17 protein-coding genes are annotated in these 23,176 nt (G+C 60.9%); 5 read left to right on the forward strand and 12 right to left on the reverse strand.

What is annotated here, in order from left to right; translation table 11 throughout:
* Entirely contained in the window at positions 1–1,959 is a 1,959-nt protein-coding gene (locus tag ACM6IN_RS10455; protein ID WP_414915933.1) for a MacB family efflux pump subunit, read from the forward strand.
* A gap of 190 nt (positions 1,960–2,149) precedes the next feature.
* On the opposite strand, the gene ACM6IN_RS10460 is transcribed toward ACM6IN_RS10455, so the two are convergent.
* Positions 2,150–2,896: a response regulator transcription factor gene (locus tag ACM6IN_RS10460; RefSeq protein WP_414915934.1), complete on the reverse strand. Its 747-nt coding sequence runs from the start codon at positions 2,894–2,896 to the stop codon at positions 2,150–2,152.
* Between the two features lie 320 nt (positions 2,897–3,216).
* On the opposite strand from ACM6IN_RS10460, the gene ycaC reads away from it, so the two are divergent.
* Positions 3,217–3,849, forward strand: coding sequence for an isochorismate family cysteine hydrolase YcaC (gene ycaC / locus ACM6IN_RS10465; protein ID WP_007915995.1), 633 nt, complete (start codon positions 3,217–3,219; stop codon positions 3,847–3,849).
* A gap of 70 nt (positions 3,850–3,919) precedes the next feature.
* Here ycaC and ACM6IN_RS10470 read toward each other — a convergent pair whose 3' ends face one another.
* The 4 genes from ACM6IN_RS10470 to ACM6IN_RS10485 form a co-directional block, all read right to left on the reverse strand.
* Positions 3,920–6,355, reverse strand: coding sequence for a TonB-dependent siderophore receptor (locus tag ACM6IN_RS10470; protein WP_414915935.1), 2,436 nt, complete (start codon positions 6,353–6,355; stop codon positions 3,920–3,922).
* Positions 6,356–6,455: 100 nt separating this feature from the next.
* Positions 6,456–7,424: a FecR family protein gene (locus ACM6IN_RS10475; RefSeq protein WP_134177816.1), complete on the reverse strand. Its 969-nt coding sequence runs from the start codon at positions 7,422–7,424 to the stop codon at positions 6,456–6,458.
* Entirely contained in the window at positions 7,421–7,927 is a 507-nt protein-coding gene (locus ACM6IN_RS10480) for a sigma-70 family RNA polymerase sigma factor (protein WP_134177817.1), read from the reverse strand. The genes ACM6IN_RS10475 and ACM6IN_RS10480 overlap by 4 nt, the downstream gene beginning before the upstream one ends.
* Before the next feature lie 74 nt (positions 7,928–8,001).
* Positions 8,002–9,252, reverse strand: coding sequence for an MFS transporter (locus ACM6IN_RS10485; protein ID WP_414915936.1), 1,251 nt, complete (start codon positions 9,250–9,252; stop codon positions 8,002–8,004).
* 265 nt (positions 9,253–9,517) lie between these two features.
* Between ACM6IN_RS10485 and ACM6IN_RS10490 the strand changes: the two genes are divergently transcribed.
* The gene (locus ACM6IN_RS10490) at positions 9,518–11,065 is read left to right on the forward strand and encodes a diguanylate cyclase (RefSeq protein ID WP_414915937.1); all 1,548 of its coding nucleotides are present in this window, start codon (positions 9,518–9,520) and stop codon (positions 11,063–11,065) included.
* Here ACM6IN_RS10490 and ACM6IN_RS10495 read toward each other — a convergent pair.
* The 4 genes from ACM6IN_RS10495 to ACM6IN_RS10510 form a co-directional block, all read right to left on the reverse strand.
* A complete protein-coding gene (locus ACM6IN_RS10495) occupies positions 11,027–13,489 on the reverse strand; it encodes a PAS domain-containing protein (protein WP_414915938.1) in 2,463 nt (820 codons plus the stop codon). The genes ACM6IN_RS10490 and ACM6IN_RS10495 overlap by 39 nt on opposite strands.
* A 128-nt stretch (positions 13,490–13,617) precedes the next feature.
* Positions 13,618–15,156, reverse strand: a complete 1,539-nt coding sequence (locus ACM6IN_RS10500; protein WP_414915939.1) for a cryptochrome/photolyase family protein — start codon at positions 15,154–15,156, stop codon at positions 13,618–13,620.
* 280 nt (positions 15,157–15,436) lie between these two features.
* Positions 15,437–16,561 carry an alkene reductase gene (locus tag ACM6IN_RS10505; protein ID WP_123376758.1) on the reverse strand — a complete coding sequence of 375 codons (1,125 nt, stop codon included), beginning with the start codon at positions 16,559–16,561 and terminating at the stop codon, positions 15,437–15,439.
* Between the two features lie 105 nt (positions 16,562–16,666).
* Positions 16,667–17,344, reverse strand: coding sequence for a type 1 glutamine amidotransferase domain-containing protein (locus ACM6IN_RS10510; protein WP_123376759.1), 678 nt, complete (start codon positions 17,342–17,344; stop codon positions 16,667–16,669).
* A 212-nt stretch (positions 17,345–17,556) separates the two neighbouring features.
* On the opposite strand from ACM6IN_RS10510, the gene ACM6IN_RS10515 reads away from it, so the two are divergent.
* A complete protein-coding gene (locus ACM6IN_RS10515; protein WP_077572446.1) occupies positions 17,557–18,141 on the forward strand; it encodes a TetR/AcrR family transcriptional regulator in 585 nt (194 codons plus the stop codon).
* A 33-nt stretch (positions 18,142–18,174) separates the two neighbouring features.
* Here ACM6IN_RS10515 and ACM6IN_RS10520 read toward each other — a convergent pair whose 3' ends face one another.
* The gene (locus ACM6IN_RS10520; protein WP_102899148.1) at positions 18,175–18,879 is read right to left on the reverse strand and encodes a helix-turn-helix transcriptional regulator; all 705 of its coding nucleotides are present in this window, start codon (positions 18,877–18,879) and stop codon (positions 18,175–18,177) included.
* Complete coding sequence (locus ACM6IN_RS10525; RefSeq protein ID WP_414915940.1) at positions 18,879–19,826, reverse strand: NAD(P)-dependent alcohol dehydrogenase; 948 nt, start codon at positions 19,824–19,826, stop codon at positions 18,879–18,881. Before ACM6IN_RS10525 ends, ACM6IN_RS10520 begins: the two co-directional genes overlap by 1 nt.
* Before the next feature lie 306 nt (positions 19,827–20,132).
* Here ACM6IN_RS10525 and ACM6IN_RS10530 point away from each other — a divergent pair, with 306 nt between their 5' ends.
* Positions 20,133–20,843: a carboxymuconolactone decarboxylase family protein gene (locus tag ACM6IN_RS10530; RefSeq protein WP_414915941.1), complete on the forward strand. Its 711-nt coding sequence runs from the start codon at positions 20,133–20,135 to the stop codon at positions 20,841–20,843.
* A 12-nt stretch (positions 20,844–20,855) separates the two neighbouring features.
* Here the strand turns inward: ACM6IN_RS10530 and paoC are convergent, their stop codons facing one another.
* On the reverse strand, positions 20,856–23,066 hold the full coding sequence (gene paoC / locus ACM6IN_RS10535; RefSeq protein ID WP_414915942.1) for an aldehyde oxidoreductase molybdenum-binding subunit PaoC: 2,211 nt from the start codon (positions 23,064–23,066) through the stop codon (positions 20,856–20,858).
* Positions 23,067–23,176: the final 110 nt, after the last annotated feature.

Raw genomic sequence — 23,176 nt, forward strand, 5'->3', positions numbered from 1 at the left:
ATGACCGAGCCACTGCTACAGCTCACCGGTATCACCCGCAGTTTCACCGCCGGTGACCGCGAATTTCTCGCGCTGAACAACATCAATCTGACGATCAATGCCGGGGAAATGGTCGCGATCATTGGCGCCTCGGGCTCGGGCAAATCGACCCTGATGAACATCCTCGGTTGCCTCGATTACGCCACTGCCGGCAGCTACAAGATCAACGGCCAGGAAACCCGCGATCTGGACAATCAGGCCCTGGCCGAACTGCGCCGCGACTACTTCGGTTTCATCTTCCAGCGCTACCACTTGCTGCCGCATTTGAGCGCGATGCACAACGTCGAGATGCCGGCGATTTACGCCGGGACGCCGCAGCTTCAGCGCCACGCCCGCGCCCGCGAGTTGTTGGCGCGACTGGGTCTGGAAGGGCATTTGACGCATCGGCCGAGCCAGCTCTCCGGCGGTCAGCAGCAGCGGGTGAGTATCGCCCGCGCCTTGATGAACGGCGGCGAAGTGATCCTCGCCGACGAGCCGACCGGCGCACTCGACACGGCCAGCGGCAAGGAAGTCATGCGTATCCTGCTGGAGCTGCACGCGGCGGGGCATACGGTGATTCTGGTGACCCACGACCCGAAAGTCGCCGCCAACGCCGAGCGCATCATCGAAGTCAGCGACGGCGAAATCCTCAGCGACCGCGCCAACGAACGCGACACCACGCACCTGCTCAGCGAAGAACCGGTGGCACCGAAAGCGGCTGCGTCACGGCGCCTGGTCGCCAGCCTCGGGCTGTTCAAAGAAGCGTTCGCCATGGCCTGGGTGGCGTTGATTTCCCATCGCATGCGCACCTTGCTGACCATGCTCGGCATCGTCATCGGCATTACTTCCGTGGTGTCGATCTCGGCGGTCGGCGAGGGCGCGAAGAACTACGTGCTCAAGGACATCGCCGCCATCGGCAGCAACACCATTGATGTCTATCCCGGCAGCAGTTACGGCGACAAACGTGCAGCGGCCATCGAAACCCTGACGCCGGCCGATGTCACCGCGCTGAATCAGCTGTATTACGTCGACAGCGCCACGCCAATGATCGGCCGCAGCCTATTGCTGCGCTATCGCAATATCGACCTCGACGCCCAAGTCAACGGCGTCAGCGATCAGTACTTCAAAGTGCGCGGGATCAAAATGGCTGCGGGCATCCCGTTCAGCGAAAGCGATGCGCGGCGCCAGGCGCAGGTGGTGGTCATCGATCACAACACCCGCCAGCGTTTGTTCGGGCAAGACGTGGATCCGTTGGGGCAGGTGATCCTGATCGGCAACCTGCCGTGCACGGTGATCGGCGTGGCGGCGCAGGATAAAAGCCTGTTCGCCTCGGGCAAGACCCTGAATGTCTGGGTGCCTTATGAAACGGCGGCCGGACGGGTATTGGGCCAGCGTTATCTGGACAGCATCAGCGTGCGCATGAAGGACGGCCAGCCGAGCAAAGTCGTGGAAGAGCACGTTACTCAACTGTTGCTGCAACGCCACGGTACCAAGGATTTCTTCACCAACAACCTCGACAGCGTCTTGCAGACCGTGCAGAAAACCAGCCGTTCGCTGGCGTTGTTGCTGTCGCTGATTGCAGTGATTTCCCTGGTGGTCGGCGGCATCGGAGTGATGAATATCATGCTGGTGTCGGTGACCGAGCGGACTCGCGAGATTGGTATTCGCATGGCGGTGGGGGCGCGGCAGTCGGACATTCGTCAGCAGTTTCTGGTGGAGGCGGTGATGGTGTGTTTGTTGGGCGGGGCGATCGGGATTTCCTTGTCGTATGCGATCGGGCATTTGTTTTCGGTGTTTATCAAGGAGTGGGAGATGGTGTTTTCGCTGGCGTCGGTGCTGACGGCGGTGGTGTGCTCGACGTTGATCGGGATTGTGTTCGGGTTTGTGCCAGCGCGGAATGCTTCGCGGCTTGATCCGATTGAGGCGTTGGCGCGGGATTAAAAGCGAACCCTCTCCCAGAGGGAGAGGGGACTGACCGCGGTGTTCTTTCGAGGTGCGCCGACCTGGAATATCGCGTCGAACTCAGGCTCGAAAACTACACAAATCTGCTCCCTTTCCCCCTCGCCCCCTTGGGGGAGAGGGCTGGGGTGAGGGGGTAGCGATCCAGAGCCGTGCACAAAACCCACGTTTATCACGCCGCACTCGATCCCAACGTCTCCAACGGCGAATACATCCAGCGCATCAACGAATGCCGCCCGCTGATGCCCAATTTGATCGCCGCGCGTTTCAGATAGCTCTCCACGGTGTTGACCTTCAACGCCAACTGCTCGGCCAGTTCCGGCGCCGTGCGGCCGGCGAGCAGGCCGACGCACACTTCGGTTTCGCGATTCGACAGGCTCAGCCCCAGTTGCTCCAGGCGCTCGTCAAAGCGCAGGCGCAAGGTTTCCAGGCCGCTGCCTTCGGCTGCTTCGGACGGGGTTTGCGGTTCAAGGGTGGCCGGTTGCAGGGCGTTGATGTGTTTTTCCACCATCGGCAGCAGTACCGGGGAGATGTCCTGCAACAGGCTGCGCTCCTGCGCGGAAAAGCGCTGCGACTCGCCGTTGCGGTATACCGAAATCACGTAGCGGTAGCCATCCTTGCGCCGGGTCAGGTGCAGTTGCGAGGCGTCCGCGCTGGTCGCAGCCGGCGGATTCTGTAAGTGGTGGGCCGCCGCACTGTGTTCGGAAAACACCGTTTCGGCGAGCAGGGCCGGCTCTTTCAGTGGCTCCGGCTCACTGCGGCTCGACGCGCGGCTCACCGGTTCGACACGCATCTGCCGGATGTGCGTGGCGTCTACCGCCAGTTGCGTCAGGATCAGGTCATGCAGCATGCGCGGAAAGTGCCGGCTGCCGGTGCTGGCGATGACCTTGCCGATGTGGGGGAACAAGTGTGAATTCATATGCGTGTCATCCCTGAGAGGCGTTAATTCAAAAACGTCTGCAGCACTGTCGACGATCTCCTTGGTCGACGAAATACCGCAGACTTGGATCCTATCCTAGTACAACGTTTGAGCTTCTGTTTAATGAAGGTGTTATTAGCTAATAACCCTGATTTTGCTGGCTTCAATGCGGGAGCGAAGAGAACACCGTCGCTGAATTGTCCTGTTCAGGTTGACGGTGAAACGCGTTTGAACCGATTTATCCCCTTTCGATGCGTCAGTAACCTGTACACAACTTGAACGCAACAACAACTTTCCAACATTGAAAAGGGACGCCCATCATGACCACTCCAACCTACAACCGCCTGAACAAAGATGACGCTATCGTGCTGCTGGTCGACCACCAGACCGGCCTGATTTCTCTGGTGCAGGACTTCTCGCCCAACGAATTCAAGAATAACGTGCTGGCCCTGGCCGATCTGGCCAAGTTCTTCGAACTGCCGACCATCCTCACCACCAGTTTCGAACAAGGCCCGAACGGCCCGCTGGTGCCGGAATTGAAAGAGATGTTCCCGGATGCGCCGTACATCGCTCGCCCAGGTCAGATCAACGCCTGGGACAACGAAGACTTCGTCAAGGCGATCAAAGCCACCGGCCGCAAGCAGATCATCATTGCCGGTGTGGTCACGGATGTCTGCGTAGCGTTCCCGACCTTGTCGGCGCTGGCAGAAGGGTTTGAGGTGTTTGTGGTCACCGACGCTTCCGGCACCTTCAACACCACCGTGCAACAAGCGGCGTGGAGTCGCATGACCCAGGCCGGTGCACAGATGATGAACTGGTTCTCGGTGGCCTGTGAGCTGCACCGCGACTGGCGCAACGACATTGAAGGCTTGGGCAATCTGCTGTCGCAGCGGATCCCTAACTACCGCAACCTGATGAACAGCTACTCGGCGCTGACGGCTCAGCAGAAGTAAGCCGACGCGACCCAAAACAGAAAGCCTGCTTTGAAAAGCAGGCTTTCTATTTTTGCACTTAACGCTGTCCTCAAAATTCGGGCGTGTACTTCACACTGAACATCACATTGCGCGGGTCACCGAAGTTGTTGTTGCCGTTGAGCTGGTTGTACGCGGCGGTGTAGTAGCGCTTGTCGAACAGGTTGTTGGCGTTCACCGCCAGGCCGATGTCCTTGCTCAACTGGTAACCGAGGCGGGCGCTCCACACGGTGTAACCGCCGACATCGTATGTGTGTTCATAACCGAGCGTATGGCTCTGGGTGGTGAAGCCCAAACCTGTGCTGACGCGTTCCCAGTCGCCGCTGAACTGGTAATCGCCCCAGACCCGCAGCATGTGTTTCGGCGTCCAGGTGCTGAAGACCTTGCCTTCGTTGTCCGGGTCATCGAGGTACTTGGTGGTGTTGTAGGTGTAGCCGGCGAACAGTTGCAGGTTGTTCAGGACTTCGCCGCTGATCTCGGCTTCGATCCCCTGGCTGCGGACTTTGCCGGCGGCGTTGGAGCAATACCAACCGTCGCAGACCATGCCCGACGCGAGGTCGTTGATGGCGCGGTTTTCCTGGTCATAGCGGAATAGCGCCAGCGAGGTATTTACCCGGCCATCCATCAATTCGCCCTTGAGGCCGACCTCGTAGTTGCTGCCAACCACGGGCTTAAGCGTGGCGCCGCTCGCGTCACGGTTGGTCTGTGGCTCGAACACATCGGTGTAGCTGGCGTACACCGCCCACTCGCGGCTCAAGTCGTAGACGATGCCGGCGTAGGGTGTGACCACACCGGTTTCCGTCACGGTGCTTTCCGGTTGTGGGATCGCCGCGTTGAAGGCTCTTTGCGTCGCGTATTGATAGCTGTAGTCATACCAGCTGACGCGCGAGCCGAGCACCAGGGTCAGCGGATCGATCGGCTTGATCCGCCAACTGCCATACAAACCTTTCTGGCGGATCTCGTATCTGCTCGGCGTGGCTTGACCGCCCGCTGTGTTGAGAATCCCTTCGTAGCTGATGTCCGGTCGATCGTGATCGATGCCGAAAATGGTATCGGTGGTGTTGTTATTGAAGGTTCGGGCGATTTTGTCGTCGCTGGTGTATTTCGAGTAGTTGCCGCCGAGCATCACTTCATGGGCCATGGACAAGGCTTCGAAGTGGCCGGTGACGTTCATGTCGAGACCGAGCTTGGTCGCGTCGAAATCGGTGACGAAATCGGCGTACTGAATGCCGCTGCCATCGGCGTTGATCCCGTCGCCGCTGGTTTGCAGGCGCTGGCTTTTGCCCTTGTTGGTTTCGTCCATGCGCACCGCGCCGACCTTGAACGCCCAATCGTCGTTGAAGCGGTGCTCGAGATCGGCGTAAAGCGTGGTGACGTCGATGTCCAGATGGTTCCAGCGTGCGCCGCCGTAGGTCGAGCGCGGCACATTCAGCGGCTTGCCGTCGGCGTAGCGGGGCAGGCCACGAATCATCGGGCGTGACTCGCCATCGGAGTTGCTGATGGCCAGACCGAGGGTGGTGTCGTCGCTTAGATCGAAGTCCAGTGCGCCGTAGAGCGAGTGGGTTTTACTCCATTCGTAATCGACGAACGACTGGCTCTGGTCTTCGTCGGCGACAAAACGACCACGTACCGTGCCGCTGCTGTTCAGCGGGCCACCGGCATCCAGTTGCAGGCCGTAGTGATCCCACGAGCCGGCCTTGCCGGTGATGGTCACGGTGGGCTTGTTCTGGCCGCGCTTGCGCACCAGATTGATCGCGCCGCCGGGGCTGCCAGTGCCTTGCAGCAGGCCGGAGGCGCCGCGCAGAATTTCCAGGCGATCGAAGAAAATCAGGTCCTGTGTGGCCCAGTTGCCCAACGCGTAGGTGTTGCGCGGGATCGGCACGCCGTCGTACTGCCAGTCGTCGATCTGAAAACCGCGCGAGGTAATGATCATGCCTTTGCCCACGCCCTGCAGGCCGACCAGGCCGGTGGTCTTGTTGACCGCGTCTTTGAGATCGACGAGGTCCTGGTCGTCCATCTGCTTGCGGGTCATCACCGTGACCGATTGCGGAATTTCCTTGAGCGTGTGCGTGCCTTTGCCGATGGTCACGGCGCGCGCGGCGTAAGAGCCGGAGCCTTCGGTGGTGGCGTCGAAGTTGCGTTCAACGATGTTGGTGGCATCCAGTTGCAACGCCGCACTGCTGTCGATGGCGGGCTCGACACTGAAGTTGCCTTGCCCCGTGACGCGTAGCTGCAAACCACTGCCCGCCAGCGCCTTTTGCAGCGCTTGCTCGGCCGGCATTTGCCCGATGACCGCCGGCGCGCGTTTGCCCTGCACCAGCGCCGGCTCCAGCGAAATGATCTGCCCGCTCTGGCCGGCAATGGCGTTGAGTGTGCTGGCGAGCGGGCCGGCCGGCAGGTTGAACAAGAGGTCTTGCGCCAGCGCTGAGGTCGTCAGCGTTGCCAGCGCAACAGCGACGGAAAGGGTACGGGGCCACGAGTTGAACACAACGTTCTCCTGTTTTTGTGAAAGTGTCAGGAGATAGGTCGGATGAGAAATGAAAACCGGACACAAACAAGAATGGTTTTCATAAAATAATTTTTGCGCATCAGTTTTTGCCGATCAGCGTCAGCCACGGGCTGTAGTGATCAACCCGAATCGGTAGAGTTTCGGCCAATGCCGCGAGGGTTTTTTGTGGGTCGTCGAGCGGGAACACACCTTGTACGCGCAGGTTCCGTACTTCGGGGGCGACGCGCACAAAACCGCGACTGTAAGGGCGTAGGGCGTCAACGACACGATCCAGCGACTCATCGAGCACGTTCAATCGGCCGTTCAACCAGTCGGCGCGGCGCTGCTCATCGGCGCTGGCAAACGTGATGCTGCGAGAAGAGAGTACCGCCGACTGACCTTCCCCGACCACTTGCGCGGTGCCGTCGAACAGTCGGGCTTCGACCGAATGCTGCAACACTACAAGACGACTGGCGTGTTGTTCCTGAGCAACGAGGAAGCGTGTGCCCAACGCGCGCAATTCGCCCTCGGCGGTGCGCACGATCAGCGGCCGGCGCGGGTCGGGGGCGACATCGATGATCAACTCACCGTGACGCAGAATGACCACGCGTTGCTGGCCATCGAAGCGCAGATCCACGGCGCTGTCAGCGTTCAGGCTCAGGCGACTGCCATCGGCCAGATTGAAGCTTTGCCGCTGGCCGCGTCCGGTATGCAGATCGGCCAGCAGCGACTCGCCGAACTGGCTTTTGCTACCGAGCCACAGGCTGCCACCGAGCAGACCGAGGCCGGCAATTGCGCGCAGTGCGTCGCGGCGCGAAGCCTGTGGCTGCAAAAGCACCTGGCGAGCTTCGCCGGCCTGCCCGGGCAAACGTCGATCCAGCGCGCGTACGGTGTTGAACGAGCCAGCGAGACGTTCCTGCAATTTCTCGAAAGCCTGGCTGTGCGCCCGGTCCATCGCCAGCCACGCATTGAAGCGTTCTTGCAACGCCGCATCAGGCGTACCGGCGCGAAGTCTGACCATCCAGTCGATGGCTTGCTCGCTGACCGCATCCAGGCGCGGCTTGCTCATGGTGCCATCTCGCACAGATAACACTGACGCAACGCCTGTTTCATGTAGCGGCTGACCGTGCGCTCCGAAAGCCCAAGTTTCTGCGCAATCGCCACATAGCTCAGGCCATCCAGCTGGCTGTAGAGAAAGGTGGTTTTGACGATCAAAGGCAAACCGTCGATGGCGCGGTCGATGGCGACCAGCGCTTCAATCAGTTGCAGCTGTTCCTCGGGCGAGGGCGCGAGTGCCTCGGGCAGCGCCGACAAGCGCTCGAGGTAAGCCAGTTCCAGCTTGCGTCGGCGGTGACGATCGAACATCAGCCGTCGGGCAATGGTCGACAGATAAGCGCGCGGTTGCTCGATGCTGTCCGGATCGACACGCGCCACCAGCAACTGGCAAAACGTATCGGCAGCCGTGTCCTCGGCGTCCGCGTGGTTGCGCAGATGTCGATTGATGTGCTGAAACAGCCAACGATGGTGATCGCTGAAAAAGAATCCCAGCTTGCTGGACGGAGGAGAGTGCACGGGTGGGCTTTCCGGATGTTAGTGAGAATACATCTCAATAGTACCCGTGGGCAGAGAGTCAGTGCAATCGGGCCTCAGGATTCAGCATTGACCACGACTGCGCCGCGTTCAGGCTGACGGCCATTGCGCTGGGTTTCCGGCACCCCGACCCCAAGCAACACAACCGCCACCGCCGCAATCCCAGCCAGGGTCAGAAACGCCGCGCTGTAACCAGCCTCCTGCACAACGAACCCGGCGAGGCCGTTGCTCAACGCCGCGCCCAGCCCGAAGGCCGTGGTCAGTGCGCCAAGGCTAATGTTGAAGTGCCCGGTGCCCTGCGTGAGGTCTTTGACCATGATCGGAAACAAAGCGCCGAACAGACCCGCGCCGACGCCGTCGAGCATTTGCACCGCGACCAGCCAATAAGCATCGTCCGACAGCGTATAGAGCACACCGCGCAATGGCAGGATCAGAAAACCGGCTAGCAGCAGCGGTTTGCGTCCCCACAGGTCGGCTTTGGCCCCGACCAGTAATGCCGCCGGCACCATCACCAGTTGCGCCGCGACGATGCAGGCCGAGGTCAGCGGCGTGGCCATCTGCAGATTGGCTTGCGCGAGTTTTTGACTCACCAACGGCAACATCGCCGCATTGGCGAGATGGAACAGTGCACAGCAAATGGCGAACAGCAACAGCGGCCGGTTGCTCAGCAGCACCGACAAACCGGAAGGCTGACGATGCCCAGCGTCGGCCGGATCCAGTCCGCGGGCCAGATCATGGTCGATGGCTGCTGGCGAAACGCAGGCGATGGCAATGACACTGGCCAGGGCCATGGCCGCCATCAGATAAAACACCGCCACCGGGCCGAACAGATACGCGAACACCCCGGCCAGCAGGGCGGCGCAGGCATTGCCGGCATGATTGAAGGTTTCGTTGCGCCCGGTTCGCCGCGTGAACGCTCGTGGCCCGGTCATGCCCAGGGTAATTGCGCAAATGGCCGGGGCGAATATCGAAGCGGCCATCGCACTCAGGGTTTGCGTCAACGCCACCCAAGTGAAGGACGTCACGAACGGCAGCAGCAGGCAACTGCCGGTCACCAGCAGCGCGGCGATCGCAATCAACGCACGTTTGCGCCGGCTGTTGTCGACCCCGGCGCCGGCCGGCGTCTGGGTGATCAGTGCAGCGACCCCAGCAATGGTCATCACCAGGCCAATGCTGGCCGGCTCCCAGTGATGCACCGCCAGTAAGTAAATGGCCAGATAGGGACCGAGACCGTCGCGCACGTCGGCGAGGAAAAAATTGAGGCTGTCCAGTGACAGGTTGTTGCGGCGATCGAGGTCAGCGGCCACGGCGGTGTCTTCAATGTTAGAGGTTTGCGGATGGATTCAACCTCAGCAAGCCTAATGACCTGCGGCCGTGAATATAAGTTGCAAGCTGCTGCCGTGTCGTTGCGAAACAACGCCTAAGGCCTGAAAACGACGTTCCGTCATACGGTTGCTGCACGTTCGACGCGCTACTTGTATCCTTGCGCCGGTCGAGGACATACGACCGCTGTTATTGCCTTGAATCAGTAACGGCCGGAACCGGAAACCGGACTTTCCATTAGGTACTTTCGTGAAGCGTGATACCCACCTCGTCATCCTCTTGTTGCTGGTCATCGGCTGCTCCCTGGCGTCGCTGACCATCTGGAAAGTGCTGTCTTCGCGCGATCGCGCGCTGGAGGAAGTCAACGTGCACGGGTTGAACCTGACCCAGGCACTCGAGACCTATTCCGAAGGCATTGTCCGGCAAAGTTCGCTGCTGTTGCTCGGGCTGGTCGAGCGCCTGGAAACCGAGGGCAGTGGCCCCGCGCAGATCCAGCGCCTGAGTGCGCTGGTCAACCGCCAGCAACCGCTGATGCCACAGCTGAGCGGTATCACTATCTATGACCGCGATGGTCATTGGCTGATGTCGTCGAACCGGCCGATTCCGGTGGGTGCCAGCAGCGTTGATCGAGCCTACTTCATTCATCATCGCGACGATCCGAGCCGCAAACCCTTTATCGGGCCTCCGATCCGCAGCCGTTCCAATCAGGAATGGGTGATCACCGTCAGCCGCCGTTTCAATGATGATCGCGGCGAGTTTGCCGGGGTCGTGGCCGTGACCCTTGGCGTGGAAAACTTTCTGCGTCTGTTCGGCAAACTCGACATCGGCCAGGACGGGGCCATCGGCCTGTCCTATACCGACGGTACGTTGCTGGTGCGCTATCCCTTCCGCGAGCAGGACATGGGCCGCAACTTTTCCAAGTCGCCGATCTACGCCAAATACCTGGTCGATCAATCGGTCGGCACCGCCTCTTATACCTCCAGCCTGGATGGCGTCGAACGCCTCTACGCCTTCCGCAAAAGTGAAAAATTGCCCCTGATCACCACGGTCGCCATCGGCAAGCGTGAAGCCCTCGCGGCCTGGCGAACCGAGGCGTTGCTGTCGGCGGTGGTGGTGGCGGGGCTGTTGGGGCTTACCGGTCTGATTGGCTGGTTCTTGATTCTCGATATCCGGCGCCGGACCCAGGTGGAAGGCGAACTGCGCATCGCTCAGCAGCAATTGCTCGGCTCGAACCGACAGTTGGAGTTGTTGGCCATGAAAGATGCGCTGACCGGTTTGGCGAATCGGCGTTGCTTTGATCAGACCCTGGCCACAGAGGCGCGGCGGGCACAGCGCGACGGCTCGTCGCTGGCCTTGTTGATGATCGATATCGACTATTTCAAGCGCTTCAATGATGCGCTCGGGCACGTTGCCGGCGACGCCTGTCTGCAAGCCGTCGCCAGGGTGCTGGATGAATGTGTGCGGCGACCGTCAGACCTGGTCGCGCGCTACGGCGGCGAGGAGTTCGCGGTCATCATGCCCGCCACCGACATCGACGGTGCCGCCGTGGTAGCGCAGTTGATCATTGAGCGTTTACAGCAAGCAAACATTGCTCACCCCTCCAGTCCCGTGGCCCGCGTGAGCCTGAGCATCGGCATCGCCGCCGCGCGCGCTTCACGCCTGGACCCTGCGCACGGTTTGATCGAGTCAGCCGATCAGGCGCTGTATCAAGCGAAAACAGCGGGGCGCAACCGGTTCATGGCATCCCGAGCGCAGCGCTTACTCGACGTCGATGGACAGCAGGCCACTGACGCGTGACACCAGCGTGTCGACGACAAAGGGTTTGGTCAGTACCTGCATGCCCGGGCCGAGTTGACCGTTGCCGATCACTGAGCTTTCCGCATATCCGGTGATAAACAACGTCTTCAGTTTCGGCCTGATCTGCCTGCCTGCATCGGCCATTTGTCGGCCGTTCATGCCGCCGGGCAAGCCGACATCGGTGATGAGCAAATCGATGTGCGCGCTGGAGCGCAATACTTCCAGGCCCTCAACGCTGTCGCACGCTTCGAGCAGGTTGTAGCCAAGGTCGTTCAGCACGTCTTTGAGCAGCGTGCGAACGGTGGGCTCGTCGTCGACAATCAGGATGGTCTCGCCGGCCTTGGTTTGAGGCGTTGCCAAGCTTTGCGCGTCATCGTGATTGCGCTGCGTTTCGCCGAGGTAGCGCGGCAGGTAAACGCACATGGTGGTGCCTTGACCCACGGTCGATTGCACCCGCACCTGTCCGCCAGATTGCTTGGTGAAACCGTAGATCATCGACAGCCCGAGCCCCGTGCCCTGGCCCAGCGGTTTGGTGGTGAAAAACGGGTCGAAGGCCTTGGCCATCACTTCCGCACTCATACCGGTTCCGGTGTCGGCGACAGACAGGCACAAGTATTGCCCTTCGGGCATTTCCCTTACGCGCGCCGCTTCAGCATCCAGGGTGCGATTGGCGGTTTCGACGGTGATGCTGCCGCCGTCGGGCATCGCGTCGCGAGCGTTGATGCACAGGTTGAGCAGGGCGTTTTCCAGTTGACTGGCATCGACCAGCGCCGGCCACAGGTCGGCGGCGACGACCGTCTTCAGGCGAATGCTCGGGCCGACGGTGCGCTGGATCAGTTCGGTCATGCCGGCAATCAGCGCGTTGACTTCCGTTGGCCGGGGATCGAGTGTCTGCCGCCTGGAGAAGGCCAGCAGGCGATGGGTCAGGGCCGTTGCGCGTTTGGCGGCGTCTTGTGCGATCAGCATGTATTTGTCGATGTCGCTCAGACGCCCTTGGGCGATGCGTTTGTCCATCAGCTCAAGGGATGCGCAGATACCCGCCAGCAGGTTGTTGAAGTCATGCGCCAGACCGCCGGTGAGTTGCCCGACCGCTTCCATTTTCTGCGATTGCCGCAACTTTTCTTCGGCCTGCATCAGCTCTGCGGTGCGCGCCGAGACCCGTTGTTCCAGTGTGTCATTGAGGGCCTTTAACGCAGCGGTGACCCGGTCGCGCTCGGCTTCGACGTTGCGCCGGTCTTCGACATCGATGAGCACGCCGGGAAAGCGCAAAGGCGTGCCGTCTTCGGCGCACTCGACGCGGCCGTTGGCTTCAATCCAGGTGTATTTGCCATCCGCGCCGCGCACTCGGTACTGGTGCGAATAGGCCCCGCCGCGGGCTTTGACTTCGTTGATGGCGGTTATCAGTCCCTCCCGGTCGTCCGGGTGAACGGTCATCACTACTTGTTCCAGGCTCAGACCGTCGAGCCCCCAGGCGGGATCGAGGTCGAACACCCGCGCGAAGGCTTCATCGACGCTGAAGCGATCGCTGGGCAGGTGCCAATGCCAGGTACCGATAATGGCGCCAGCGGCGAGGGCCAGTTGCACGCGTTCGACGTTCTCCCGAGCGACCGCCTCGCTGATGCGCAAACGCTCCTGCGCGTCGCGGCGCTCGGTGACATCGCTGAAGAAGATCGCGATCTGCCGATCGGCCGGGTCGCCGACGCGCACGGCACGCACATCGAACCAGCGTTCGAAGGTATTGGCGTAGTTCTCGAAGTTGGCCGGCTCGCCGGTCTTGGCCACATGGCCGTAGGTTTCGAACCAGAACTTCTCCAGGTTGGGCGCAAACTCGGTGACCCATTTGCCTCGCAGGTTGACCCCCGCCTGACGCTCGAACGCCGGGTTGGCCTCGACAAAGCAATAGTCGATCGGGTGGTCGTTGGCGTCGAATTTGACTTTGACGATGGCGAACGCGGCCTCGATGGTTTCCAGAATGGTGCTGAAACGTTCTTCGCTACGACGCAATGCAGTTTCGGCACTGCGCGAGCGGGTCAGGTCGAGCATCGCCCCGATCATGCGTTCGGCCTGGCCATCGGCATTGCGAATCAGGTGCCCGCGATCCAGCACTTCGGCGTACGAACCATCGTGGCAGAGGAAGCGGTACTCAGCGCTCCAGGTCGTCCCGGAGCCGTCAATTGCTGAGCGAATCGAGGTCGTCACGCGTGCGCGATCCTGCGTGTGAATCTGCGCAAACCGCCAGTCACACGTCGGCTCGATGGCTGCTGACGCGTAGCCATACGCCAGTTGCAGCGAGTCGTTCCAGATGACCTGATTGGTTTTCAGATCCCAGTCCCAGACGGCGTCGCAGGTCGCTTTGACGGCCAGACGCAGGCGCGTGACTTCGGACTCAAGCTCCTCGCGAGTAAGCTGTTTCAGGGTATCCACTCCTCATGCCTTTATTGTTGCTCTGCGTTTAATTGGCGTGTTTCAAGCCATCGACTTTGCAAGCTTTGTGAGCCATTGACCCGGGGTGTCATGTTTAAGTTGCACGCGAGCCAAGGGGGCCCGCGTTTTCATAGCGATTCGCCGCGATCCAGTCTGTCGAGCAAGCTCTGCCCGCGCTGCCACAAGGCCTGCTGCTTTTCCGGCGGCATGCGGTCGAGGTTTTTGTACATCATGCCCATGCGCTGATTGCCGCGCAGAAGGTCGCCGTGGCGCATCAGAAAATGCCAGTACAACGCGTTGAACGGGCACGCGTTGTCAGCCGTGGTTTCGCGCACCGAGTAGGCACAGTCGCGACAGTAGTCGGACATCCGGTTGATGTACTGGCCGCTGGCGCAATAAGGCTTGGAGCCGAGGTAACCGCCATCGGCGTGCATGACCATGCCGAGGGTGTTGGGCAGCTCGACCCAGTCGAACGCGTCCATGTAAATGGCCAGATACCATTCACAGATCTGGCTCGGCGCGATACCGGCGAGCAGGGCGAAATTGCCTGTCACCATCAGGCGCTGAATGTGATGGGCGTAGGCGTGTTTGAGGCTTTGGCCGATGGCCTGGCGCATGCAGTTCATCTGCGTTGCGCCGGTCCAGTAAAACTCTGGCAACCGCCGCGTATTACCGAAGGCATTGCCCTCGGCGTACTCCGGCATGTGCAGCCAGTAAACGCCACGGACGTATTCGCGCCAGCCGATCAGTTGGCGAATGAAACCTTCGGCGGAGTTCAGGGCAATGCTGCCGGACCAGTAGGCAGACTCCACATCACTGCAGAGTTGGCGCAGGTCCAGCAAGCCAATATTGAGCGCAGCGCTGATGCGGGCATGGAACAGAAACGGTTCGTCGCGGGCCATGGCGTCCTGATAATCGCCGAAGCCCGCCAGACCATAGTCGAGAAAGTAGGCCCACAATGCCTGGGCGTCGGCGTGCGTCACCGGATAGTTGAAATCGTCCAGGCTGCCGTAGTGACTGGCGAAGCGATCCTTGACCAGTGTGAGGACATCGAGGGTGATTGCATCGTTGGTAAAACCCGTCGGGTAGGGCGCCTTGACGGTTTTGGGCAGGGCTTTGCGATTGTCGGCATCAAAGTTCCACGCGCCGCCGACGGGCGTGCCATCGCCATTGAGCAACAGGCGACTTTTGCGGCGCATCTCGCGGTAGAAAAATTCCATGCGCAGTTGCTTTTTGTCTGCGGCCCACGCGCGGAATTCGTCGCGGCTGCACAGGAACCGGTTGTCGGCATGCCAGTGGATCGGCAAGTCACAATCCTTCAGTGATTGCTCCAGACGCCAGTCGCCGCATTCGGTCAGGTGCAATTCGTTGGCCTGTAGCAGTGCCTGCCAGCGCTTTAACTCGCCGGGCACCGAGCCGCTGTTTTGCGGGTCGTCGAGGGTCACGTAATGCACACGGATGCCCTGATCTTTCAGGGCTTTAGCGAAGTGACGCATGGCGCTGAAGATCAGCGCGATCTTCTGCGGATGATGGGCAACATGGGTGGCTTCCTCCATGACCTCGACCAGCAGCACACGATCCTGTTCGCGATCCAGACCTGCCAATGAAGCCAGATCAAACGATAACTGGTCACCCAGAACGAGGCACAGCCGATGGGTTTTGTTCATTTCACGGATTCAGCGTAATGAGCAGCAAGCTGCCGAGTGGACGTTTAAACTCAAGTCCAGATAGTTGTACAGATTGTAGTCTGTGTATAGGTTTTTGTGCGGTGAATATTCACATCCCCCCTGTAGGAGCGAGCCTGCTCGTGAAGGCGTCGTCACATTCAACATTGTGAGTGACTGACACGCCGCATTCGCGAGCAGGCTCGCTCCCACAAGGGCTTGCACTCCGACTCGGATGAACGCTCCCGCTGTTGCGGGAGCGCTTGCCGCCGCGTGGAAAGGCTTAGCCGGGATAAACGGGGTAGTCGGTGTAGCCCTCGGCGTTGCCGCCATACACCGTCGCCGGATTCAACGCATTCAACGGCCAGTCATTGGCAATCCGCGCAGGCAGATCGGGGTTGGCCATGAACGGGCGGCCAAAAGCGACCAAGTCTGCCAGCCCGGAATCGAGCAGTTGCGCACCGGATTCTGCGGTATAGCGCCCGGCATAAATGATCGCGCCGCTGAAGGTGTCGCGCACGGCCTGACGAAACGTGAGGGGCATCGCCGGCGCGTTGTCCCAGTCGGCTTCGGCGATGGACAGATAGGCGATGCCCACGTCCTGCAGCACCTTGATCGCTTCGATGTAAGTGGTGTGCGGATCCTCTTCGACCATGCCCAAATAGGTCCGCGCTTCATCGGTGGTGGTGAACAGCGGCGCAAACCGCACGCCGACTTTTTCCTTGCCGATGCACTCGGCGACACCGGCGACCACTTCCTTGAGAAAGCGCAGACGATTTTGCAGCGAACCGCCGTACTGATCCTCGCGCAAATTGCTGTGGGCAGAGATGAACTGGTTCACCAGATAACCGTTGGCGCAGTGCAATTCGATGCCGTCGAAACCGGCGTCCATGGCGTTGCGCGCCGCCTGAATGTACAGCTGAACCAACTCCTGAACTTCATCGGTGCTCAGCGCACGAGGTGCCGACGGGGTGACCAGTTCACCGACGCCGGGCGCAGTTTCGATAAACACACTGACCCGGTCGGTGGCCACGGCAGAGGCAGAAACCGGCGCCGCGCCGTCGGGCTGCAGTGCGGTGTGGGAGACGCGGCCGACGTGCCACAGTTGGGCGAAAATCACCCCGTCCACGGCATGCACGGCCTCGGTGACTTTGCGCCAACCGGCGATTTGCTCAGGCGTATGAATGCCCGGCGTCCACGCATAACCCTGGCCACGGGGTTCGATCTGCGTGCCTTCGGTGACCAGCAAACCTGCGCCGGCGCGCTGTTGGTAATACTCGGCCATCAACTCATTGGCGATGTTGCCCGGTTGGGTGCTGCGCTGGCGGGTGAGAGGCGGCAGGACGATACGGTTTTTCAGGGTGTGGTTGCCGAGTTTGGCGGGTGTGAAGAACGTGCTGCTATTCATGGATTACCTTGTCTTGGTGTTTATTAGACCAGTCGACTATTGATTAGGTGAAAAAATAACGCCGAGCAAGACGCACTCGGCGTTAGGAAGGTTGGAAGCGAAGTTTTAGCCCAGCATCTTCAGCAGTTTTTCAGCGACAGCGGCGGAGCTGGCTGGATTCTGGCCGGTGACCAGTTGCCCGTCGGCGACTACATGAACCTGCCAGTCAGCGACTTTCGAATAATGGCCGCCGAGGCGCTGGAACTCGTCCTCGATCAGGAACGGCACCACGTCCGTCAGGCCAACGGCCGCTTCTTCGGCATTGGTGAAACCGGTGACCTGGCGGTGCTGCACCAGCGGTTTGCCGTCAGCGGTGAGGGCGTGACGCAACACACCCGGTGCATGGCAGACAAAACCGTGGGGTTTGTTGGCGCGGTCGAAGGCTTCGATCAATGCGATCGACTGCTTGTCTTCGGCCAGGTCCCACAGTGGGCCGTGGCCGCCGGGGTAAAACACCGCATCGAAATCATCTGCGCTGACGTCGGCCAAGCGACCGGTGTTGGCGAGTGCCTGTTGCGCGGCAGAGTCTTTGCGGAAGCGATCGGTCTCGGCCGTCTGGGCATCAGGCTCATCGCTTTTCGGGTCCAGCGGCGGCTGGCCACCGGCCGGTGAGACCAGCGTGACGTCGGCGCCGGCGTCCTTGAAGGCGTAGTAGGGCGCGGCGAACTCTTCCAGCCAGAAACCGGTTTTCTTGCCGGTGTCGCCGAGTTGATCGTGGGAAGTCAAAACCATCAGGATTTTCATAGAGCACCTTGAGTCGATCAGGTGTCTTCGATTGAGCGAAGGATTCGCACATCGGCCACACCGGTCAGAAAACGTTTGTCGGGGCGCAGCATAGATTCCAATTAGACCAGTCGTCTAGTAATTTTTTATCCTGCGGTTTTTCATCGACAGGTGTGGCAAACTTCCGTTCCTCCCAATATACGACTGGTCTATTGCCTGGTAACTTGCGCCCCATGAAAGCGACCTACGACGACACCCGCCAACACTTGCTCGACACCGGCCACCGGATGATGGCCGAGAAGGGCTTCACCAGTGTCGGCCTCAACGAAATCCTGCAAACCGCCGGTGTGCCCAAGGGTTCGTTCTATCACTACTTCAAATCCAAAGAGTTGTACGGCCAGGCGTTGCTCGCGGATTATTTCGTCGGCTACCTCGCCGACATGGAACGCCGCCTGACGCTGCCGGGGCTGAGCGCCTATGAGCGGCTGATGGATTACTGGCAGGGCTGGCAGAACCGCTGCACCCTCGAAGGGCATGGCGATGAGTGTCTGGTAGTCAAGCTCAGCGCCGAAGTCGCCGACCTGTCGGAGTCGATGCGCCTGACCTTGCGCGATGGCGCCGAGCAAGTGGTGGCGCGCATCACCCTGTGTATTGAGCAGGGTCAGGCTGAAAACAGCCTGCCCCAGGGCGATGCCCGGCATCTGGCGGAAACCCTGTATCAACTTTGGTTGGGCGCGAGTTTGCTGAACAAATTGCAGCGTACCGGGCAGTCGTTGCAGACCTCGATGGCGATGACCCGACAACTGCTGGCGGTATGAGCGGTGGGGCCGTTGTGGGCCAGGTTACATGACTCAACACACCTCGCCCTGACTGTTGCAGGGCCGCACATCCTCGGCACGCCATTGTTTGATCAAGCGCCGGCGGTCAGGCGCGTAGTGTTCGACAAGCACCTGCACCGTCGCAAGGTCAGCCATATCGATCACGCGAAACCGGCTGTCGCCTTCGCACCACGCCGCGATGCAGCGCTTGCCTTCGATAAAGCCCAACATGATCGGCCAGATGATGTGTTCGGCGGCCTCCGCATGTTCGAGCGCTAGCGCGATGCGCAGCTTGTTCTGCTCGCGCAGCGCCCGACGAATCTCGCTGAGGTCGATGGTTGTGCCGGGCTTGTGCGGCTTGGCCACGTAAAAGGTTTCGTCTTCGAAGATCGGCCGCATCTGCGCGGGCAGCACGGCACTGATTTTCGCCAGGGCATTGTTGACGGCGCCCGCGAGTTGGCTGTCGGTCTGCCGGCTGACCCATTGCGCACCGATGACCAAGGCCTGTATTTCCTCGGCGCTGAACGATAAAGGCGGCAGGACAAAACCGGGCTTGAGCACATACCCAAGGCCCGGCTCGCCGTCGATCTCGGCCCCCATGCCTTGCAGCGTGACGATGTCGCGGCGAATCGTGCGCAACGACACGCCCAATTCAGCCGCCAAGGCTTTGCCGGACACCGTACGACGATGACGCCGCAGCGCTTGCATCAGCTCAAACAGACGATGACTTCTGGCCATTAACGCTCCATGGCGACGACACCTTTGCCGCCGAGTTTGCGGCCCTGTTCGAGCTCGCGGATCAGTTGTATGGCGCCGTCCAGCGGCACCACTTCTCCTAGCCGAATCTTCAAGCGTGCCTCACTGGCGGCACTGGCCAGTGTTTCGAGGATTTCGTGTCGCGGTGTGCCAATGACCAGTTTCAGTCGCCGATCAATCAAGCCACGCAGGAACTTACCCGGACCCGGATTGAGATCAAGCAAACAGCCGCCCGGACGCAGCAATCCGATACCGGTCGAGACCGTCATCGTCGCGGCCGTGTCATACACCACATCGAAGCGCGCCTGCAGTCTTGTCAGGTCCGTTAACCGGTAGTCGTAGACGGTTGATACCCCCAGCGCCTGTGCCCGGGCAACGTCCGACGCGCTGCAACTGCCCGATACCGTGGCCCCCGACATCAGGGCGATCTGCACCGCCGCTTCGCCGACTGCCCCCGCGCAACCATTGATGAAAACCTGCTGACCGGCTTGCAGCCTGGCCTTGTCGATCAACCCGTTCCACGCGGTAATGCCCGGTGTGCCGAGGCACGCCGCATCGGCGAAAGAAAGAGTATCCGGTTTGCTCGCCAGAAAGTCCTCCCTGGTCACGACGGCTTCGCCCAATGCGCCACTTTCTTTGAAGCGGGATAGCCCGAAAACCGCGTCGCCGACCCGGAAGCGGCTGACGCTCGCCCCAACCGCAAGAACCACGCCGGAGAAATCCATGCCCATCGCGCGCGGAAATGTTCTGCCGGTGATGAGCTTCATCCGGCCCTGGCGCAACTTCCAGTCGATGGGGTTGATCGCTGCACATTTGACCTGCACGAGCACTTCATCCTTGCCGGGTGCCGGCAACGGGAATGCTTCAATGTGCATCACCTCCGGACCGCCGTAGCGTGAGTACTGAATACGTTTATAGCTCGCTGACATGTCGGGTTCGCCTTCCGAGAGTGGACATGACGCCGACTCTATAACGGGGCAGTGCCAGTTTTTGGCACCATTCGCTTTCTATCGAGAAGACGGATTGATGAACGGTGTTCATGACTTCATGAAGCTCAGCGCCGATAGTCGCAGGATCCTCGTCGGTTTAACGTAGCGGCTGATTATCCCGCCAGCAGGCGCTTAGCGATGGCAGCACGCCCGGTTCGAAACGTCACCCATTCCCGCCGACTTCTGTTGACGGCCATCGCACTGTTGCTGACAGCCTGTGCTTCAACTGAAAAAGGTTCGACCTCCATGAAACGTTCACCCGCAATGACCTCCGATGCCGCGGCTGCCGTATCCCCGGCACTGGCTCATAACACCGATGCCATGTTGTTTGGCGAAGTATGGAAGCGCCCCGGATTGTCACCCCGTGACCGCAGTCTGGTAACCGTTGCAGTGTTGATCGCACGCGGACAAACCGCCGAGATGGCCGCGCAATTCAATCTTGCGCTGGACAACGGTGTCACACCGCTGGAACTGTCCGAAACGCTCAATCACCTGGCGTTTTATTCCGGCTGGGGCAATGCGGCAGCGGCGCTGCCTATCGCCGGCGAGGTGTTCACCGCGCGCAACATCGGTGCTGAGCAACTGGCGCCGGTTGCGCCGTCGTTGTTGCCGCTGGACCAGGCTCGCGAAGCTGATCGCGTGGAACGCGTGAATGCGGCGGTGGGATCAGTGGCGCCGGGGCTGGTCGAGTTCACCACCAAAGCGCTGTTCCGCGATCTGTGGTTGCGGCCAGGTCTGGCGCCTCGCGATCGCAGCCTGATCACGGTCAGTTCGTTGGTGGCCAACGGGCAGACCGGCCAGGTCGGCTATCACCTGGGTCGGGCGATGGACAACGGTTTGAGCCAGACCGAAGCGGCGGAAATGATTACCCAACTGGCTTTCTATGCCGGATGGCCGAATGCGTTTTCCGCCGTGCCGGTGTTCAAGGAAGTGTTCAGCCAGCGCGCGCCGGGCTGACTGAACAGGGCGTCAAATCTGCTCCGGCAAGTGCGCGATAAGTTTGTCCAGCGTGATCGGATAATCGCGCACGCGCACGCCGGTGGCGTTGTAAATCGCATTGGCGATGGCCGCTGCGGCGCCACTGATGCCCAACTCGCCGACGCCTTTGGCCTTGAGCGGCGTGGCGTAGGGATCAACCTCATCGAGGAAAATCACCTGCTGATGGGGAATATCGGCGTGCACCGGTACTTCGTAACCGGCGAGGTCATGGTTGACGAAAAAACCAAGGCGCTTGTCGACCTGCAGTTCTTCCATCAGTGCGGCCCCGGCGCCCATGGTCATGCCGCCGATGATTTGGCTGCGCGCGGTCTTCGGATTGAGAATCCGCCCCGCTGCGCAGACCGCCAATTGGCGGCGCAGACGAATCTCGCCGGTCGCCGCGTTGACCGCGACTTCGGCGAAATGTGCGCCAAAGGTCTGCTGGGCAAAGCGCTGGGCCAGATCGCCGAATTCCATGCGGTCTTCGCCAACGAGATCGCCTGCGGCCGCCGCGTGAGCCAAAGGAAAATGCCGCGTACCATCGTGCACCTCGCCGTGGGCAAATTCGGCCGTTTGCGGATCAAGTCCGACGGCGCGGGCAGCGGCTTCGCGCAACTTGACGCAAGCGGCATAGACCCCGGCGGTTGACGACGCCGCCCCCCATTGCCCGCCCGATCCCGACGACTCCGGAAAGCGCGAGTCGCCAAGGTGCACTTCGACCCGGTCCAGTTCCACACCCATCATCTCGGCGGCGGTCTGCGCAATGATCGTGTAGCTGCCGGTGCCGATATCAGTCATGTCGGTTTCGACAGTGATTGTGCCGTGCCGATCAAGACGCACACGGGCCGCCGATGCGGTGGTTGGCGCGCCACGTATGGCAGACGCCAGACCGATGCCGATCAGCCAGCCATTCTCCAGACGTTGGCCGGCGCTTGCGTTGCGCTGGTGCCAGCCGAATTGCTCGGCGCCGGTTTTTAAACACTCGACGAGTTGCCGTGTCGAGAACGGACGCGATGGCTGTTCGGGGTCGACCTGGGTGTCGTTGAGCAGGCGCAACTGCAATGGGTCGATAGCCAGTTTTTCCGCCAGTTCATCCATGGCAATTTCCAGCGCCATCATTCCCGGTGCTTCCCCCGGCGCGCGCATGGCCGAGCCTTCAGCCAGGTCCAGCACGGCAAGATTCAAGCGGGTCATGCGGTTGGCGCCAGCGTAGAGCAAACGCGTCGAGGCCGTCGCGGCTTCGGCCCGGCCCCCGGGCAGGTTGCCTGACCAACTCTCATGGCCGATGGCAGCGATCAAACCCTCGCGGCTGGCACCGATGCGAATGCGCTGAAGCGTCGCGGGGCGATGGGTCAAATTGTTGAACATCAGCGGACGTGGCAGCGCGACTTTCACCGGGCGCCCGGCGTGGCGTGCCGCCAGCGACGCCAACACCGCGTCACACAGGATCGTGCCTTTGCCGCCGAAACCGCCGCCGATGTAGGGCGATATCAAACGAATATCTTCTTTGCGCATGCCGAGTGTCTTGGCCAGATCGCGCACGCCCCAGTTGATCTGCTGTATCGACGTCCACAACGTCAGCGAATTGCCGTTCCACTGGGCGATGGTGGCGTGGGGTTCCATCATCGCGTGCGCCTGATCCGGCGTGCTGTAGTGCTGGTCGATCTGGATCGGTGCGGCGTTGAAGGCGCCTTCGAAATCTCCGATCTGCGTCTGCGGCGGTGGGCCGAAACCGGCGGGTGGGGGTGGGGTCGCCGAATCCTTGGCGGCAGCCAGATCGAACGCGCCGGGTTCGGCCACATAGCTGATCTCGAGCAGATTGGCAGCCGCGCGGGCCTCTTCAAATGTCTGCGCGACGACAATCGCGACGGCTTGGTGATAGTGGTCCACCTGCGGGCCGGCCAATGCGCGCGCGACATAGAACTCGCCCTTGGCCAACGGCCCGGCATTCTCGTAGGTGACGATCGCGATCACCCCGGAACTGTTGCTCGCCTGCGTCGAGTCGATCGAGGCAATTCGTCCCTTGCCGATCCCGGCGCCGACCACATAGCCATAGGCGGGGTTGGGCACTGCGGCATGTTGTTCATACGCGTAGGGCGCGGTCCCGGTGGTTTTCAACTTGCCATCGATGCGGTCGGCGGGCTGGCCGATGACGTTCAATTGATCGATCGGATTAGTGCCGGCCGGTGTGTCGAATTTCATCGCTGAGTTCCTCTTCAGGCGGGCTGGCGGACAACACCGGGCGCCTCAGCGCCAGTGTTTGCAGGCCATATCGCCTACGAGCCTAGGCCATTGAACCGCATCTGATAATG

The organism is Pseudomonas sp. IT-P395, assembly GCF_949767675.1.
Classification (GTDB): Bacteria; Pseudomonadota; Gammaproteobacteria; order Pseudomonadales; family Pseudomonadaceae; genus Aquipseudomonas.

Bases quoted from the DNA above. Each gene is read 5' to 3' on its own strand.
- ACM6IN_RS10460 (WP_414915934.1), bottom strand. From the start codon at position 2,896: ATGAATTCACACTTGTTCCCCCACATCGGCAAGGTCATCGCCAGCACC.
- ycaC (WP_007915995.1), top strand. From the start codon at position 3,217: ATGACCACTCCAACCTACAACCGCCTGAACAAAGATGACGCTATCGTG.
- ACM6IN_RS10510 (WP_123376759.1), bottom strand. From the start codon at position 17,344: ATGAAAATCCTGATGGTTTTGACTTCCCACGATCAACTCGGCGACACC.
- ACM6IN_RS10530 (WP_414915941.1), top strand. From the start codon at position 20,133: ATGAAACGTTCACCCGCAATGACCTCCGATGCCGCGGCTGCCGTATCC.
- ACM6IN_RS10455 (WP_414915933.1), top strand. From the start codon at position 1: ATGACCGAGCCACTGCTACAGCTCACCGGTATCACCCGCAGTTTCACC.
- ACM6IN_RS10525 (WP_414915940.1), bottom strand. From the start codon at position 19,826: ATGTCAGCGAGCTATAAACGTATTCAGTACTCACGCTACGGCGGTCCG.
- ACM6IN_RS10520 (WP_102899148.1), bottom strand. From the start codon at position 18,879: ATGGCCAGAAGTCATCGTCTGTTTGAGCTGATGCAAGCGCTGCGGCGT.
- ACM6IN_RS10505 (WP_123376758.1), bottom strand. From the start codon at position 16,561: ATGAATAGCAGCACGTTCTTCACACCCGCCAAACTCGGCAACCACACC.
- paoC (WP_414915942.1), bottom strand. From the start codon at position 23,066: ATGAAATTCGACACACCGGCCGGCACTAATCCGATCGATCAATTGAAC.
- ACM6IN_RS10500 (WP_414915939.1), bottom strand. From the start codon at position 15,156: ATGAACAAAACCCATCGGCTGTGCCTCGTTCTGGGTGACCAGTTATCG.
- ACM6IN_RS10475 (WP_134177816.1), bottom strand. From the start codon at position 7,424: ATGAGCAAGCCGCGCCTGGATGCGGTCAGCGAGCAAGCCATCGACTGG.
- ACM6IN_RS10515 (WP_077572446.1), top strand. From the start codon at position 17,557: ATGAAAGCGACCTACGACGACACCCGCCAACACTTGCTCGACACCGGC.